The 18,550-nt window shown below is 38.0% G+C and carries 9 protein-coding genes; 7 read left to right on the top strand and 2 right to left on the bottom strand.

The annotated features are described in order from the left end of the window. Positions 1 to 40 precede the first annotated feature (40 nt). Positions 41 to 1,072, top strand: coding sequence for a FecCD family ABC transporter permease (locus tag L1S34_RS04745; protein ID WP_236363026.1), 1,032 nt, complete (start codon positions 41 to 43; stop codon positions 1,070 to 1,072). After that, complete coding sequence (locus tag L1S34_RS04740; protein WP_236363025.1) at positions 1,072 to 1,854, top strand: ABC transporter ATP-binding protein; 783 nt, start codon at positions 1,072 to 1,074, stop codon at positions 1,852 to 1,854. The genes L1S34_RS04745 and L1S34_RS04740 overlap by 1 nt, the downstream gene beginning before the upstream one ends. Positions 1,855 to 1,880: 26 nt before the next feature. Here the strand turns inward: L1S34_RS04740 and L1S34_RS04735 are convergent, their stop codons facing one another. Together L1S34_RS04735 and L1S34_RS04730 are read right to left on the bottom strand one after the other, a co-directional pair. Beyond that, positions 1,881 to 2,345, bottom strand: coding sequence for a tRNA (cytidine(34)-2'-O)-methyltransferase (locus tag L1S34_RS04735; RefSeq protein WP_236363024.1), 465 nt, complete (start codon positions 2,343 to 2,345; stop codon positions 1,881 to 1,883). 56 nt (positions 2,346 to 2,401) lie between these two features. Then, positions 2,402 to 2,974: a pseudouridine synthase gene (locus tag L1S34_RS04730; RefSeq protein ID WP_166137120.1), complete on the bottom strand. Its 573-nt coding sequence runs from the start codon at positions 2,972 to 2,974 to the stop codon at positions 2,402 to 2,404. 598 nt (positions 2,975 to 3,572) lie between these two features. Between L1S34_RS04730 and L1S34_RS04725 the strand changes: the two genes are divergently transcribed. The 5 genes from L1S34_RS04725 (at position 3,573) to rmuC (ending at position 18,547) form a co-directional block, all read left to right on the top strand. Continuing rightward, positions 3,573 to 4,145 (top strand): phage tail protein, encoded by a 573-nt coding sequence (locus L1S34_RS04725; protein WP_236363023.1) that lies wholly within the window; start codon positions 3,573 to 3,575, stop codon positions 4,143 to 4,145. Positions 4,146 to 4,221: 76 nt separating this feature from the next. Further along, entirely contained in the window at positions 4,222 to 11,916 is a 7,695-nt protein-coding gene (locus L1S34_RS04720) for an MBG domain-containing protein (protein WP_236363022.1), read from the top strand. 68 nt (positions 11,917 to 11,984) lie between these two features. Then, positions 11,985 to 12,911 (top strand): outer membrane beta-barrel protein, encoded by a 927-nt coding sequence (locus L1S34_RS04715; RefSeq protein ID WP_236363021.1) that lies wholly within the window; start codon positions 11,985 to 11,987, stop codon positions 12,909 to 12,911. Positions 12,912 to 13,615: 704 nt separating this feature from the next. Then, complete coding sequence (locus tag L1S34_RS04710; protein ID WP_236363020.1) at positions 13,616 to 17,023, top strand: T9SS-dependent choice-of-anchor J family protein; 3,408 nt, start codon at positions 13,616 to 13,618, stop codon at positions 17,021 to 17,023. 153 nt (positions 17,024 to 17,176) lie between these two features. Further along, complete coding sequence (gene rmuC, locus L1S34_RS04705) at positions 17,177 to 18,547, top strand: DNA recombination protein RmuC (protein WP_166137105.1); 1,371 nt, start codon at positions 17,177 to 17,179, stop codon at positions 18,545 to 18,547. Positions 18,548 to 18,550: the final 3 nt, after the last annotated feature.

Genomic DNA, 18,550 nt, shown 5'->3' with positions numbered 1-18,550 from the left:
TTTTCAAACAAAATCGACCAAAAATAAATCTTCAAAAACATTGAGTTCAAGCAAGAGAAATAGCTTTTTATTTATAATCCTAGCCCTTGGGTTAGTAGTGCTGTTTTTTGTAAACATCAGTTATGGCGCAATTCAAATTCCTGCGGAAGATATTTATCACAGTCTCACAGGAGGACATGCAAGCAAAACAACTTGGGAATATATCATCATCAACTACCGCTTACCAAAAGTAATTACAGCTATTTTGGTAGGTGCTGGATTATCAATTAGCGGTTTATTGATGCAAACCTTGTTTCGAAATCCGCTGGCAGGACCGTATGTTTTGGGTTTAAGCTCAGGAGCGAGTTTGGGAGTAGCCTTTGTAATTTTAGGGGCTGGTTTATTGCCTTCATTTTTAGGTACCCTCATCACCTCGCCTTACGGAATAGTATTAGCGTCGACCATTGGAAGTTCATTGGTTTTATTGGCCGTATTGGCCGTTTCACAAAAGCTGCGAGACACTATGACTATCTTAATTGTTGGATTAATGTTTGGTAGTTTTACAAGCGCTATTGTTGGTGTTTTAACTTATTTTAGTTCGGCAGAACAACTACAAAAATTCACCTTTTGGTCAATGGGAAATTTAGGAAACCTATCTTGGACTTCAATTGGACTGTTGACTTTTTGTGTGCTTTTGGGAATTTTTATTAGTATATTCAGCATCAAACCATTGAATGCGTTACTTTTAGGCGAAAATTACGCTCGCAGTATGGGTTTGAATTTTAAACGCACTCGAAACATAATCATTTTAGCCACCAGTATTTTGGCAGGAAGCATTACCGCATTCGCTGGTCCTATAGCCTTTGTTGGCTTAGCCGTGCCACACATCGCTAAATTGGTTTTTCAAACTAGTAATCATGCTGTTTTATTTTGGAGTACCCTACTATTTGGTGCAGCAATACTTTTATTATGTGATATTTTAACGCAACTTCCTGGCTTAGAAGTCATGCTCCCAATTAATGCTATTACCTCGATTATTGGTGCACCAATTGTAATTTGGTTATTGGTACGCAAACAAAAAATGATTGCCTAATGAATGCAAAAACACTTATATCAGCAACTGATATTAGCATAGGCTACACGCACAAAAAAACAACAATTACCGTTGCTTCAAAGGTGAACGTGCAACTTGAAACTGGCAAACTTGTTGCTCTTGTTGGTGCCAACGGAATTGGAAAATCTACATTGCTAAAAACGCTTACGGGAATACAAAAACCGCTGCAAGGAACTGTTTTTTTGGAGGATAAAAAAATCGATACCTACAACCCGTTGGAACTTGCGCAGAAATTAAGTTTAGTTTTAACCGAAAAATTACCACCAAGCAATCTTATTGTTTTCGAATTGATTGCATTGGGACGTCAACCTTACACCAATTGGATAGGCACATTGACCTCAAACGATATTACCAAAGTAAATGAAGCGATGGAGCTCACGCAAATTAGTCATTTGGCACACAAAAAACATTTTGAAATTAGCGACGGTCAACTTCAAAAAGTACTGATCGCAAGAGCATTGGCACAAGATACGGAGCTGATAATTCTCGACGAACCCAGTACACACCTCGACTTGTTGCATAAAGTGGCTCTTTTTAAATTGCTTAAAAAGTTAACCTCGGAATTAGGCAAATGCATTTTATTATCAACACACGATATTGATATGGCCATACAATTGAGTGACGAAATGATCATCATGACGCCAGAAGCTACTTTTCAGGACCAACCTTGTAATTTTATTTCGAAGGGGACCTTTAGCACACTTTTTAAAGATGACCACATCGCTTTCGATGCTGACAAAGGAAAATTTGTAATCACTTAAACGCAAATTAAAAAAGCTGTAGAAACTTATTTTGATTTCAAATAAAGCTGTCTTTTAGCCTCACCTACAACAAATGCTACGGAATTCGCAATATTAAAACTTCTGATTAAGGGCGACATTGGAATTTTTAATTGATTTTTTTTATCGAATAAATTCAAGACTTCTTGGCTTAAGCCAACACTTTCTTTACCAAAAACCAACCAATCTTCGTCTTGAAATTCGATATCTAAATACGAATTTTCGGCATGCGAACTCATCAAAAAAACACGTGATTTATCAGGAACCTGATCGAGCCACTCGCTTACATTTTGATATTCGGCTACATCCAAGTGTACCCAATAATCCAATCCTGAACGTTTTAGATTTTTATCATTGATGACAAAACCAAAAGGATGAATTAAGTGCAAACGACTTTCTGTACCTACGGATAACCTGCCAATGTTTCCGGTATTATTTGGGATTTCAGGTTCAACTAAAACGATATTTAACATTTTATACTTTATTATAAGATTGGAAAATTAAAAGATTAAAAAACTAGTACTACCTTTTAAATTTCTATTTGAAAATTTTCTACTTCAATTACCTCTCCTGCCTGCAAATCGTTGAGATTTACATTTCCTATTCGCACACGAACCAATCGCAACGTAGGAAAACCAACTGCAGCAGTCATTTTCCGCACTTGTCGAAATTTGCCTTCGTTGACGGTGATCGATGCCCATGAAGTGGGACCATGACGCTCGTCTCTAATTTTTTTTCCGCGCAGTCCGAAATCGGGTGCTATCTCAAGTGCATTCGCTTTGCAAGGCTTGGTTAGATATTTCGTACCATTAAACCCAATTTCAACACCTGCTTTTATTTTCTCGATAGCTTCCTGAGTGATTAGCCCATCAACCTGAACAAAATATTCCTTTTCTACTTTTTTACTTCTGATGCGTTCACTCTCTTTTCCGTCTGTGGTTAACAGTAATAAACCTTCAGAATCCTCATCTAAACGACCAATAGCCATAGTGCCTTCTGGAAAATCATACAATTCACCAAGTAAACGTTTCTTTCGCTTTAGCTCGTAAATAAACTGGCTTAAATAACCGTATGGCTTGTGAATGATGAAATGGCGGTGCATGAATTATTTTATTTTTTGGCAAATATAGTGGGTTAATGTGCCACTTTGAGATTTTTTTTAGCTAGTAAAATCACAATTAATTAACAAATTCAACAATAAAAACATATTTTTTTACGGATTTAGCATTGCTATAAACAAAATATAGCTAACTTAGACTCAGAAAATAACTATCAAAATTTTGCTAAATAGAATTGTAAAAAAAACGATACACATTTAAATTGAAAATATTAAAAAAATAAGTCACTGTAAAATAGCGCTTTACTAACAAAAAAAAGTGTAAAAAAAAAGAAAATAAAGTTCTGAAAAGTATTCTTGACGAAATTTACATGCTACTTAAAAAAAATATGTACCGTGTTTAGATTTTCACTGGTAAAATTTAATCGATAAGAGTAATCTTTACTGTTGTAAGATGTGAATAAACTTAAACAACAGATAGCATACCTATTTTATTTTTATAAAAGAACAGGTAATTATACGCAGTTTTGGGTTAGTTATTTCAAATAAATTTGTTACAAAAAAGACAAATTAAACAATAGTTAATAAAAATAAGATTATCAAAAAACCTAAAAAACTAATATTAACATTTAAAACTAAAATTATGGAAGATGAATTAATGGGAACCATTAAACTTTTTGCAGGTAATTTTGCTCCTATGGGTTATTTTACTTGCGAAGGGCAAATATTACAAATTAAAGAATACACTGCATTGTTTGCAATAATTGGAACCTATTATGGCGGAGATGGTATAAACACTTTTAAATTACCTGATTTGCGTGGCGCTTTTCCAACTCAATGTTCAAATATCTCAGGTGAACATTTAGGAGGCACTTATGTACTGGGGCAGACTGGTGGAGCGCAAGCTGCGACTATTACAGCTTTAAATATGTCCACACACTCTCACTCAAAATTAGAAGAATCAGCAACTAGTACAACTGAAAATATATCCGCAACCACAGCATTGCAAGCAAACAATAGTGATGGAACTAATTCTAATACCCCTGCGATCAATGATGCTTTTGGTAAAACAGTCGATACCATTAGCAATAGTGACCCTACTAGTTTGCAACAGGCATCATGGGGATCTAACCAAGCTCCATTACCAACGGTACCACCATTTGTTGCAATGCAATATATAATATGCTATCAGGGAATCTTCCCTTCAAGACCATAAAAAATTAAAAGACGGACTGTTTTTCAACAGTTTATTTTTTTTTTAAACACTTAATAATAAACACATTAAACTAATTATGATAAAAAAACTACTTTTCTTGGGATGTTTTCTAAGTTTGTTAACATCCTTAAACGCCCAAACCACTTTATCAGCAGGAGATATTGCTATTATAGGTACTAATTACGATGTTATCCCTTATGAAATGACTATCGTAAATCTTGTTCCTATTTCAGCAGGTACTGTTATTAGAATAACAGATTATGGATATGATGAAGCTACTGGTACTTTCGGAACCACTTCTGTAACAAATACTGCGGAAGGCTCGATTACTTGGACGCTAACCGCTGCAATGCCAGCTGGAACCGTAACTAAATTTTCAATTACTGGTGGAACAACGCCTAGCGTTTCTGGGTTACCAGGCATAGTTAACGTCATAGGCTGGACACTTACAAATCCTGCAAGTTGTCCAATTCCTGGTGGAGGAGATAACTGGTTTATTTTTCAAGGAAGTTCACCTACATCTGTAAGTCAATATGTATTTGGATTCATGAACACATTTGGTACCACTTTCAATGGTGTAAATCAACCTGCAGGACAATTTCTAGTAACTGGTTCTGGTCTACAACCCAACAATAGCAATTCGTATTTACCTCCATCTCTTACACTGGGATCAAGTGCTATTGCAATTAATAGAGATCCAAATTCTGGGGGATACCATGGTGACAATAATGTTTATACCGGTATAAGATCGGGTACAAAAGCAGCTATTCTTGCTGCAATTTGCTTAAATACCGGTGATCGTAATACGGATAATTGGCTTTCTGATGAAATCATAACATATGACATCAATCCAGGCGGAGCTTACTTCCCTGGTACTAATCCAATTTTTACTGTTATAGCACCTTGTGCTTTGAGTCTTACCGCTGCAGCACAAACTAATGTTTCTTGCTTTGGAGGTACTACGGGGTCTGCTTCGGTAAATACAGCTACAGGCGGAAGCGGAGATTATACTTATAACTGGACACCAGGAAACCCAATAGGTGACGGAACCGTTTCAGTTACTGGATTAAGTGCAGGAAATTGGACTTGTACCGTAACGGATAATATAAGCGGATGTACAACTACACGTGATTTTACAATTACTCAACCGACGGCACTTTCGCTTACTCCAGCATCTCAAACCAATGTTGCCTGCAACGGAGGTTCTAACGGAGCTGCAACTGTAAATTCAGCAACTGGTGGAGCAGGTGGATATACCTACAATTGGACACCAGGAACTCCAACCGGAGACGGTACAACTTCTGTAACTGGATTATCACCCGGAAGTTGGACGTGTACCGTAACCGATGGAAACGGGTGTACAGCAACTAGTACTTTTACAATTACACAGCCAACGGCTATAGTAGCAACTGCAGCATCTCAAGCAAATGTTTCTTGTTTCGGCGGTTCTAATGGAGCTGCCTCGATTAATATTCCAACAGGAGGAGCTGGTGGATACACCTATAATTGGACACCGGGTAACCCAACAGGTGACGGAACTACTTCTGTTACAGGTTTAACAGCTGGGACTTGGACCTGTACTGTGACCGATGCTAATGGTTGTACCAGAGCGCAAAATTTTACAGTGACACAACCACCTGCTATTTCAGTAACACCTGCTTCACAAACCAATGTATCTTGCTTTGGAGGTTCAAATGGTGCCGCTGCTATCAATACACCAACAGGAGGAGCTGGTGGATACACCTATAATTGGACACCGGGTAACCCAACAGGTGACGGAACTACTTCTGTTACAGGTTTAACAGCTGGGACTTGGACATGTACTGTGACCGATGCTAATGGTTGTACCAGAGCGCAAAATTTTACAGTGACACAACCACCTGCTATTTCAGTAACACCTGCTTCACAAACCAATGTATCTTGCTTTGGAGGCTCAAATGGTGCCGCTGCTATCAATACACCATCAGGAGGAGCTGGTGGATACACCTATAATTGGACACCGGGTAACCCAACAGGTGACGGAACTACTTCTGTTACAGGTTTAACAGCTGGGACTTGGACATGTACTGTGACCGATGCTAATGGTTGTACCAGAGCGCAAAATTTTACAGTGACACAACCACCTTTTATTTCAGTAACACCTGCTTCACAAACCAATGTATCTTGCTTTGGAGGCTCAAATGGTGCCGCTGCTATCAATACACCAACAGGAGGAGCTGGTGGATACACCTATAATTGGACACCGGGTAACCCAACAGGTGACGGAACTACTTCTGTTACAGGCTTGACAGCTGGAATTTGGACCTGTACTGTGACCGATGCTAATGGTTGTACCAGTGCGCAAAGTTTTACAGTGACACAATCACCTGCTATTTCAGTAACGCCTGCTTCTCAAACCAATGTATCTTGCTTTGGAGGTTCAAATGGTGCCGCTGCTATCAATACACCAACAGGAGGAGCTGGCGGTTACACCTACAATTGGACTCCGGGAACACCAACTGGTGACGGAACTACTTCTGTTACAGGTTTAACAGCAGGAACTTGGACATGTACTGTGACCGATGCTAATGGTTGTACCAGAACGCAAAATTTTACAGTGACACAACCAACTGCTATCAGTACAGCAACTGCTGCGCAAACAAATGTGTCGTGCAACGGTGGATCTAATGGTTCAGCTTCTGTAACTCCTTCTGGCGGAGCTGGTGGATATACTTACTCATGGTCTCCTGCTGGTGGAACAGCTGCAACAGCAACTGGGCTTTCCGCAGGAACTTATACAGTAACAGTAACAGATGCTAATTCTTGTACAGCTACTCGAAACTTTACAATTACACAACCAACTTCTATCAGCACGTCAACTGCTGCACAAACAAATGTGTCGTGCAACGGTGGATCTAATGGTTCAGCTTCTGTAACTCCTTCTGGTGGTGCTGGTGGATATACTTATTCATGGTCTCCTGCTGGTGGAACAGCTGCTACAGCAACTGGACTTGCTGCAGGAACTTATACCGTAACAGTAACAGATGCAAACGGTTGTACCGCAACTCGTAACTTTACCATCACACAGCCAACTGCTATCAGTACGGCAACTGCTGCACAAACAAACGTATCCTGCAACGGTGGATCTAATGGTTCGGCTTCGGTGACTCCTTCTGGTGGTGCTGGTGGGTATACTTATTCTTGGTCGCCTTCGGGTGGAACGGCTGCTACAGCTACTGGATTAAGTGCTGGAACGTATACCGTAACAGTAACCGATGCTAACGCATGTACAGCTACTAGAAACTTTACAATTACACAACCAACGGCTATAGTAGCAACTGCAGCTTCTCAAACCAATATTTCGTGCAACGGAGGTTCTAATGGTGCTGCCTCGATTAATATTCCAACAGGTGGAGCGGGTGGATATACCTACAACTGGACTCCAGGTACCCCAACAGGTGATGGAACAAGATCAGTAACAGGATTAAGCGCTGGAACTTGGACTTGCACTATAATGGATGCAAACAGTTGTACTACTACTGTTAACTTTACAATCACGCAACCAACTGCTATCAGTACGGCAACTGCGGCGCAAACAAACGTATCTTGTAATGGAGGTTCTAATGGTTCTGCTTCAGTGACTCCTTCAGGAGGTGCTGGTGGATATACTTATTCTTGGTCTCCTTCAGGTGGAACAGCTGCTGCAGCTACCGGATTAAGTGCAGGAATATATACTGTAACTGTAACCGATGCAAATTCTTGTACAGCTACTCGTAACTTTACAATTACTGAACCAACAACAATTAGTACGGCAACTGCTGCGCAAACAAACGTTTCTTGCAACGGTGGATCTAATGGTTCGGCTTCCGTTACACCTTCTGGTGGTGCTGGTGGATATACTTACTCATGGGCACCTTCGGGTGGAACGGCTGCTACTGCAACCGGATTAAGTGCAGGAACATATACTGTAACGGTAACCGATGCAAACGCATGTACGGCAACTCGTAATTTTACCATCACACAACCAACAACAATTAGTACGGCAACTGCTGCACAAACAAACGTATCTTGTAATGGAGGATCTAACGGTTCGGCTTCGGTAACTCCTTCTGGTGGTGCTGGTGGATATACTTACTCGTGGGCGCCAGCTGGTGGAACAGCTGCAACTGCAACCGGATTAAGTGCTGGAACTTATACTGTAACGGTAACCGATGCTAACGGATGTACCGCTACTCGAAACTTTACAATTACCCAACCAACGGTTATCAGTACGGCAACTGCTGCACAGACAAATGTTTCTTGTAATGGAGGATCTAACGGTTCTGCTTCGGTGACTCCTTCTGGTGGTGCTGGTGGATATACTTATTCTTGGTCGCCTTCGGGTGGAACGGCTGCTACAGCTACTGGATTAAGTGCAGGAACATATACTGTAACGGTAACCGATGCTAACGCATGTACGGCTACTAGAAACTTTACTATTACACAACCAACGACTATCAGTACGGCAACTGCGGCACAAACAAACGTGTCTTGTAACGGTGGATCTAATGGTTCGGCTTCGGTGACTCCTTCTGGTGGTGCTGGTGGATATACTTATTCTTGGTCGCCTTCGGGTGGAACGGCTGCTACAGCTACCGGATTAAGTGCAGGAACATATACTGTAACGGTAACCGATGCTAACGCATGTACGGCTACTAGAAACTTTACTATTACACAACCAACGACTATCAGTACGGCAACTGCGGCACAAACAAATGTGTCTTGTAACGGTGGATCTAATGGTTCTGCTTCGGTGACTCCTTCGGGTGGTGCTGGTGGATATACTTACTCATGGGCACCTTCGGGTGGAACGGCTGCTACTGCAACCGGATTAAGTGCAGGAACATATACTGTAACGGTAACCGATGCTAACGCATGTACGGCAACTCGTAATTTTACCATCACACAACCAACAACAATTAGTACGGCAACTGCTGCACAAACAAACGTATCTTGTAATGGAGGATCTAATGGTTCTGCTACGGTAACTCCTTCTGGTGGTGCTGGTGGATATACTTACTCGTGGGCGCCAGCTGGTGGAACAGCTGCAACTGCAACCGGATTAAGTGCTGGAACTTATACTGTAACGGTAACCGATGCTAACGGATGTACCGCTACTCGAAACTTTACAATTACCCAACCAACGGTTATCAGTACGGCAACTACTGCACAGACAAATGTTTCTTGTAATGGAGGATCTAACGGTTCTGCTTCGGTAACTCCTTCTGGTGGTGCTGGTGGATATACCTACTCATGGTCACCATCTGGTGGAACTGCTGCTACAGCAACGGGATTGAGTGCTGGAACTTACACTGTAACGGTAACAGACGCTAACGGATGTACGGCTACTCGTAACTTTACAATTACACAACCAACGACTATTAGTACCGCAACTGCTGCGCAAACAAATGCATCTTGTAATGGAGGATCTAATGGTTCTGCTTCGGTAACTCCTTCAGGTGGTGCTGGTGGATATACTTACTCATGGTCACCTTCGGGTGGAACTGCTGCTACAGCAACAGGTTTGAGTGCAGGAACTTATACCGTAACTGTAACCGATGCTAACGGATGTGTCGCTACTCGAAACTTTACAATTACACAGCCAACATCAATCAATTTCACAACAACTATTTTGCCTGGTTATGATTACAATACTGGATATAGTCAGACTATAGTAGCTTCAGGAGGTACAGGTTTTAAAACGTACGCCGTTACAACGGGAAGTTTGCCTTCTGGTTTTTCATTATCAACAGCTGGACAATTAACAGGTATTTCAACTCAAATTGCTGATAGTAATTTTACGGTTACTGCTACTGATGCTAATAATTGTACTGCTACATTTAATTATGTACTGAAATTAAATCAAATCCCAGTTACTGTAACTGCAACACCTTCTCAAACTAAAGTATATGGTGAAAGTGATCCTGTTTTAACTTATACAGTGTCACCAAGTTTGCTTTCAGGAGATTCATTTACTGGTTCTTTAACAAGAGTTAGTGGCGAAAATATTGGTACTTATGCTATCAACCAAGGTTCGCTTTCAGCTGGGTCTAAGTATTTAGTTAATTATGTTGGTACTGACTTTGCCATTGCCGCTAAACCAATTACAGTAACCGCAACAGCCGGACAAACGAAAGTTTATGGAGCAACAGATACAGTTTTTACTTATACAGTTTCACCAAGTTTAGTTGGTAGTGATTCCTTTACAGGAGCCTTAACAAGGGTTGGTGGGGAAAATACAGGAACTTATACTATAAACCAAGGAAGTTTAAGTGCCGGAACTAATTACATCATAAGTTACGCAGGTGCTAATTTTACTATTACTGCAAAACAAATTACAGTAACAGCAACTCCATCACAAACAAAAGTTTATGGAACAACAGATCCTACTTTTACTTATACAATTTCGCCAAGTCTTGTAGGTACTGATGCCTTTACAGGAACTTTAACTAGAGCTGCAGGAGAGAACATCGGAAACTATGCTATTACACAAGGAAACTTAAATGCAGGTTCTAATTATAACATTACTTATGTAAGTAGAGATTTTAATATTACGGCAAAACCGATCACAGTAACGGCAGACGCTTCACAAACTAAAGTATATGGAAATACGAATCCAGTTTACTCTTACACATTCTCACCAAGTTTAGTAAGTGGCGATGCTTTCATAGGAGCTTTAACGAGAGCCGCTGGAGAGAATATCGGAAACTATGCAATCACAATAGGTAACCTAAGTGCAGGAGCTAACTACAACATTACTTATGTAAGTAGAGATTTTACTATTACGGCAAAACCGATCACAGTAACTGCAAATGCATTACAAACCAAGGTATATGGTACAACGAATCCAGTTTACTCTTACACTGTTTCACCAAATTTAGTAAGTGGCGACTCTTTCACTGGTGCCTTAACAAGAACTGCTGGAGAGAACGCTGGGACCTACCCTATTACACAAGGCACCTTAAGCGCTGGTGGAAATTATACCATTACTTATAACGGCTCTAATTTTACTATTACTAAGGCCGATCAGCTAATTACTTGGAATCAGACGTTAGGATTTGGTTGCAATGGAGAAACTAATGTTGTTTTAACTGCTGTTACAAATAGTGGTTTAGCAGTAAATTATACTTCTTCAAATTCTAATATTGTTACCATTTCAAATAATTCATTATTATTCCAAAATTATGGATCTGCAACTGTTACAGCATCTCAGCCGGGTAACTTGAATTACAATGCAGCTCCAACTGTAGCTTTACCAGTTGTAGTTAGTCAGCCTAACTTAATTAGAAAACAATTTGAAAATGTTATATTCTTTGACAACAGTTCGAAGAATTTCAAATCGTACATCTGGTATAAAAATGGAGTTTTAGTTCCTGGACAAACTTCACAGTATTTCAAAGAAAGTGGGGCTCTAAATGGAACTTATTATGCAGTTGCGACAAAACTAGACGGTACATTAATTACAAGCTGTCCGTTAACTCTCTCGCCAACTGTTGAAGAGGAATACATGAGAGTTGTTCCAAACCCAGTAAAAAGTAATGCAAGTTTTCAGTTAATAACCAACATTAGCGCGAGCAGAATACAAAACGCACGTGTTGAACTATTTAGCTTAACAGGAAACTTATTAACCACTGTCAATACAAGTCAAAACACTGTTGACTTGTTAGCTCCTAGTGCTGAGGGTATTTACATTGTAAAAATAACTTTAGCAAATGGTAAGTATTTTACTAAAAACCTTTTAGTAAAAAATTAAAATAATTTACAGAATAGGACATCCTCATTTTCATGAATGAGGATGGATTATTCAAATAAAAAAGATGTATGAAATCGCCAATATCAACAATTTTACGAGAACAAAAACTTAAATATAAAAAGGCAACAACATACAAGACCACTAAAATAAATTTTACACCTATGAAATTCAATCTTAAAAACATAATTGGAACAACCGCTTTTTTGATTTCGCAAGGAATAGCCGCACAGGTTTATGTAGGAATACAGTCTGGAGTAGGTAATATCCAGAGTGATATCGCTGGCATAAAAACAGGTAATCGTCTTGGAGCAGCTATCAAAGCTGGTTACGTGTACTCTTTAAACTCGCATTTCGGAATTGGTACAGGGATAGAGTTCTCTCAATACAAACAAGAAGTTTCGTTTTCTCAGCCTACTGCAACGCTTTCAAATTTTGAAGTTGATATTTCAACTTCAGCCTTTGTTTATAACATGACTACAAACAATTATAGAGAAAAACAGACTTTACAAGCAGTACAAATTCCTCTTTTTGTGCAGTATAGAAAAAGTATAAATACTGGCATTGATTTTAATTTTAGAGCTGGTGCTAAATATTTTTTACCTGTAAACTATAAAATTAATGCAATTGCTGATTATGCAAATGGTACTGCTTATTATCCAGATGTCAACCTTACCATTATTGACTTACCAGAATATGGTTTTGGTCAACAAAATAATTATTCCGCATCAGGAGAATACAAAACAAAAGGAATTATAATGAGCTCTTTTGAATTAGGATTTACATTTGATATGGGAAAGAAGAGTTCTTTGTATGCGTCCATGTTTCTTGAAAATGGATATAGTACCATCTTAGACCAAAATCAAAATGAATCCTATATTAGCTATAACCCTACATCAGTAACTGACAGAAAAACTAATGGTTTATACAGTACTGATAAAGATGCTGAAATTAAGCCGGTAGCTTTCGGATTAACACTCGGATGGAATTTTAAATAATTTCATTTTTTAAAATAATACCAAAGGTCTTGACTCATAATCAAGACCTTTTTTTATGGAAAAAAATCTCTTTCCCAAAAATTCGTTTAAACTGAATCTGCCTTGCTTGAGATGTTTACCTCGATTGGCCAATTTGATTCAACAAAAAGTAACAATTTCCACAATCTTTCAATGTAGAGTGGTTGTTCAAAGTTTATATGAAGTTGTGAATCATATTGACTACTATTTGATAATACGAGATCGATAACTAAAAAAATCATATATTAATAAATAAAAATGATATGTATCGTTATTTTTGATAGAAATATCTTTTTAAAATAATCTCGTTACAGACTTATTCCAGTTCCCAAATTTATTACTTCCCCGAAAGATCCTTGTAAACTTCTTTTTACATAGAACTCCTCTCTACAAAATTTACGAACGTTTTGTCAATTTATAAACCTTTAATGCTATCATACCTATCTCACCGGAGTATTTTTGATATGCTTTATATCTCTTAACTCATTTGGATAACTTTCTTTTTCAAAGCTTTGTAAAAAATTTCGGAAGGTTATTCCCTTAAATATAAAATTATTATTGTCAACGAAACTTTTACAATCAAATAATTGGCAAATTCATCCCAGAAATTCTCAAAAAAGACAAATATAATATTGACTTAACCTTAGGAATTCTATTTTTGTGCCCACTTAATTAATTGTTACCCTATGAAACACAATTACGCATTTAAAACCTTAGCGTTTTTCTTATTAGTACTTCTGGCATTCAGCTGGAATATCTCGGCACAAGGTACACAGCCAACCCCTCAAGCCTTGCCGTTTTTACAAAATTTTAATGCTCTTGATGTTGCATCAACTACTTATCCAGACGGATTTCAAGGATGGACAGCCAGTACTTCACCTGGAAGCAGTTACAACACATCGGCAACTATAGTTGGTGACAGAGTTTTGACAGCAAGCAGTACTGCTGCAACAACTAGTGGAAATGTACACAACTACAACGGTAAAATTGGTTTTTTAAACACAGGTTCATTAGATCTAAGCATTGGCTTGGCTATAAAAACTACAGGTAAATCAGGAATTTTTGTAGAATATGATGCTATGGTTATTCGTAACCCATATAACGGATCGACCAATACCCGCATCAATGATATGATTTTACAGTATCGCGTAGGAACCACAGATGCTTTTGTAAACTTACTTACCACTGCTTACGCAAATAATACTACTCCGCAATCAACAGGAACAGCAGAGCAAAATCTACAAAAAATAAGAATACAATTACCTGCTGATTGCGAAAACAAAGATATTGTTCAACTCAGATGGATTTCAAAACAAACATCAGGAGTAGGTGCAAGACCATCATTTGCAATCGATAACATCAGCATTACAAACGATACCGAAGCCCCAAAATATGCAGATGGTTTTCCAAAAATAAACAATATTCTTTCAGAGGGATTTGACTTTGCTACACAACTTAATGAAAACGGAAAAACTTTTTTTGTCGTTTTACCAGCTGGAAGCCCTGCCCCTAGCGTTGTGCAAATTAAAGCAGGAACCGACTCTAATAATTCGGCTGCACTTAAAACAGGAATTCTTGTGATAGCCGATCCTGCTGTTGTTTACACTGCTGCGGTGAGCGGATTAACATTAGGAACAAGCTACAATGTTTACGCTGTATCTGAGGATACTTCAGGGAATTTACAATCTGCAAGCACCTTACTAAATGTAACTACTTCGAATGTTGCAGTACCTTCAATTACTACCACTGTAAATGAATTGAACTTTAGTTTTGTGGAACAAAATACTTCAAGCTCAATTTTAAACTACGGTATTCAAGGACAAAATTTAACCCACGCGGTTACAGTTACTGCTCCTTCAGAATTTTTAATTTCAAAAACAGAAAGCACTGGTTTTCAAAGTAGTTTAAGCTTTGAAGTTAGCGAATTCGCAAACAACGCTATTCCAAAAGTGTTTGTACGATTTAACCCAACAACAACTGGGGTAAAATCTGGAGTAATTACACTTGCAACTGCAGGTGGCTCATCAAAAACAGTAGCTGTTAATGGAGTAGGAATCAACCCGTACACCCAAGATTTTAACGATATAAATGTATTGACTAATAGCGGTTGGACCTCATACAGTGTAGCTGGAGATAAAGTAAAATGGAGTAGTACAACTTCTCGTTTTAACAGTTCACCTGCAGCAGTACAAATGAATGGATTTACAGAAAATGGACCAAGTAAAGATTGGTTGATTTCGCCAGCGATGCGTTTAAATTCATTTGATAAATTTCCATTATTATCTTTTTTCAGTAGAAAATTCTTTTCCGGAACTACTTTAAAATTAATGGTCTCTACCAATTATGATGGAAAAAGCAATCCTGAAACAGCTACATGGACTGCTTTAAATGGTGATTTTCCAACTACAACAGGAACTTTCAAACAGTCGCAATTTATCAATCTAGAAGCCTATAAATCAAACAGCACCTATGTTGCATGGGTATATGAATCAGGTTTGAATGGAGCTACAGACAGTGCTGAGTGGACACTTGATGATGTAAAAATTACAAATGAAGCTGCTTTCATCGCAACAATACCAACTTTAAATTTTGGTGAAATCGCCCCAAATACAGTTTCTGCCAGTCAATCGTTTAATTTCATGGCTGGAGGATACGGCGCAATAACTGTAACAGCACCCTTGTACTATCAATTAAGTTTGGATAATACTAACTTTCAAAACAACGTACAAGTAACTGCTGAACAAGCATTGGCTGGAATTACGCTTTATGCTCGTTTTGCTCCAACCACAAAAGAGTTAAATAGTGCTGGACCATTGCAATTAAATGGAACAGGATTGAACCAACAATTAGGTATGTTAAATGCTTCATCTTTAACTAAATCTGAAACTTTTGATATCGTTACTTACAATTTAGAGTTTTTTGGAACTGATGTAAAAGATACTAGCGGAGCTGAATTTGGCCCAACAGATGACGCACTACAAATAGATAATGTAGCAAAAGTAATGAACACTTTAAATGCTGATGTATACGCTGTACAAGAAGTATCTGATGATGCTGCTTTAGAGACTTTGATTACAAAAATAAATGTGAACGGAAAAACTTTTGCAAAAGCAGTTTCTCCTGTGTGGTCACGCTCTTACCAACCAGCCGATCCTAATTTTCCACCTCAAAAGTTAGTTGTCTTGTACAATACTCAAACTACTTCTGTTAAAAAGACACGTGTCATGTTTAGCAAATTGTACGATGATGTTCGTGCTGGGACAACTACTTTACCTAATTACCCAAGTACTGGTGAAAGCTTTTATTCATCTGGTCGTTTACCGTACATGGTAGAACTTGAAACTAATATTGGTGGTATTAAAAAAGACCTTAAAATAGTTAATTTACACGCTCGTGCTAATAGTGGTACCGACATTACACGTTACAATATGCGTAAATATGATGCTGAATTACTAAAAGACAGTTTAGATACTCAATATCCTGATGCTAATATTATTTTGTTAGGTGATTACAATGACGACGTAGATGTCTCTGTAATTGCAGGTAATCCTTCATCATACCAAAAATTGGTTGAAGATACCGCTCGTTACAACGCTTTGACATTAGACATTAGTAAAGCAGGTGCTTTTAGTTTCTTATCTTCTGGAGGATTTTTAGATCACATCTTAATCTCGAATGAGTTAAATGACGAGTACATCGCGAATTCTATTCAAGTGTACGACCCACGGCCAGAAATTACAAATTACGTTAACACTACTTCAGACCACGGACCGGTTATTGCTCGTTTTGAATTAAAAGCAGATACTACACTTGGATTATCTAATCCAGTAACCAATATCACTGCTGTAAACGGTTATCCAAATCCAGTGAACGATATTTTTACCGTAAATGTAACTACTACTGATAGCGAAAAAACTAGTGTACAATTCTACGATCTTCTTGGCCGTAAAGTAGGAAAACCAGTTATTTTAAAAGCTACTTCAAATGGTAGTTCAGCTGCGATTAATGTAGACCAATTACCTACAGGCATTTACATTTATACCGTAACAAGCGGTGAAAAGGTAATTTACACTCAAAAAATAATTAAAAAATAAGCTTTAAAAGCAACGCTAAAAAGCCAGATTTCATCCTTCTGAAATCTGGCTTTTTTTATGGTGTAAAGCGATAAAACACGACACTAATTTGTTTGTCGTAATCAAAACCTAGAATCTTTTCCTTACTTTTACCAACTGACAAATATTTAATTTATGACCAACCTACTCACATTCTTATTCGTTTTTATTGTAGCCCTAGGCATTGGAATTTTTATCGGGAAATTGCTTTTTACCGCTCAAGCAAAAGGCGAAAAAATAAGTTTGGAAGAAAAAATTCTTGCTCTTACGCAACAATATTCACAAGTAAAAGAGCAGGCAAGTATAGAAAAGCTGCAATTTGAAAAACGAATTGAAGTAACTAACGATGAGAAAGAACGCATCAGAAACGAGAAAGACAGCCTAGCTATTCAACTCTCCAAAAAAGAAGTCGACTTTGAAAATCTTTGGGAACGCAACAAGGAGCAAAAAGAAGAAGTGGAACAACTACAAGCTAAATTCACTAAAGAATTTGAAAATTTAGCCAATAAAATTCTCGAAGAAAAATCGAATAAATTCACCGAACAAAATAGAGAAAACATGAAAAATATCTTGTCACCGCTACAAGATAAAATTCAGTTGTTCGAAAAAAAGGTAGAAGATACCCACAAGGAAAGTATTGATTATCATGCCGCTTTACGCCAACAAATTTTAGGCTTACGTGAAATGAATATTCAAATGAGTAAAGAAACTATCAATCTAACCAAAGCTTTAAAGGGCGATAGCAAAATGCAAGGCAATTGGGGTGAATTAGTTCTGGAACGCGTTTTAGAAAAATCAGGACTCGAAAAAGGACGAGAATACGAAGTGCAACAAGCTTTTACAACCGAAGAAGGTAATCGTGTTTTTCCTGACGTAGTGATTAACTTACCTGATGGCAAGAAAATGATTGTCGATTCAAAAGTATCCTTAACTGCCTACGAAAAATACAGCAACGAAGAAGATGACACCATTAGATTAGGTTGGCTAAAAGAACATGTAAACTCGATAAAACGCCACGTAGAACAATTAGGAAACAAAAATTACCACGATCTATACCATATTGAAAGTCCTGATTTTGTACTGCTATTTATCCCTATTGAACCGGCATTTGCTGTTGCATTAAATGAAGACAACAGCCTCTACAATAAAGCTTTTGAAAAAAATATTGTCATCGTCACGCCTTCTACATTACTGGCTACCTTGCGCACCATCGATAGCATGTGGACCAACCAAAAACAACAAGAAAATGCCCTTGAAATTGCAAGACAAGCAGGCGCACTTTACGATAAATTTGAAGGATTTGTTAATGATTTGATCAAAATTGGCAAAAAAATTGATGAAAGTAAAACGGAATACGCAGCCGCAATGAACAAATTAGTGGAAGGAAAAGGAAACCTAATAACTAGTGTCGAAAAATTAAAGAAAATGGGCGCAAAAGCTAAAAAAGCATTACCCGAAAGTATCATAAATCGAGCAGAAAAAGACGAAAACAAACTATTAAACTAAGTA

It is taken from the genome of Flavobacterium sp. K77, assembly GCF_021608205.1.
Classification (GTDB): domain Bacteria; phylum Bacteroidota; class Bacteroidia; order Flavobacteriales; family Flavobacteriaceae; genus Flavobacterium; species Flavobacterium turcicum.
This window is presented reverse-complemented; position numbering and strand designations above follow the sequence as displayed.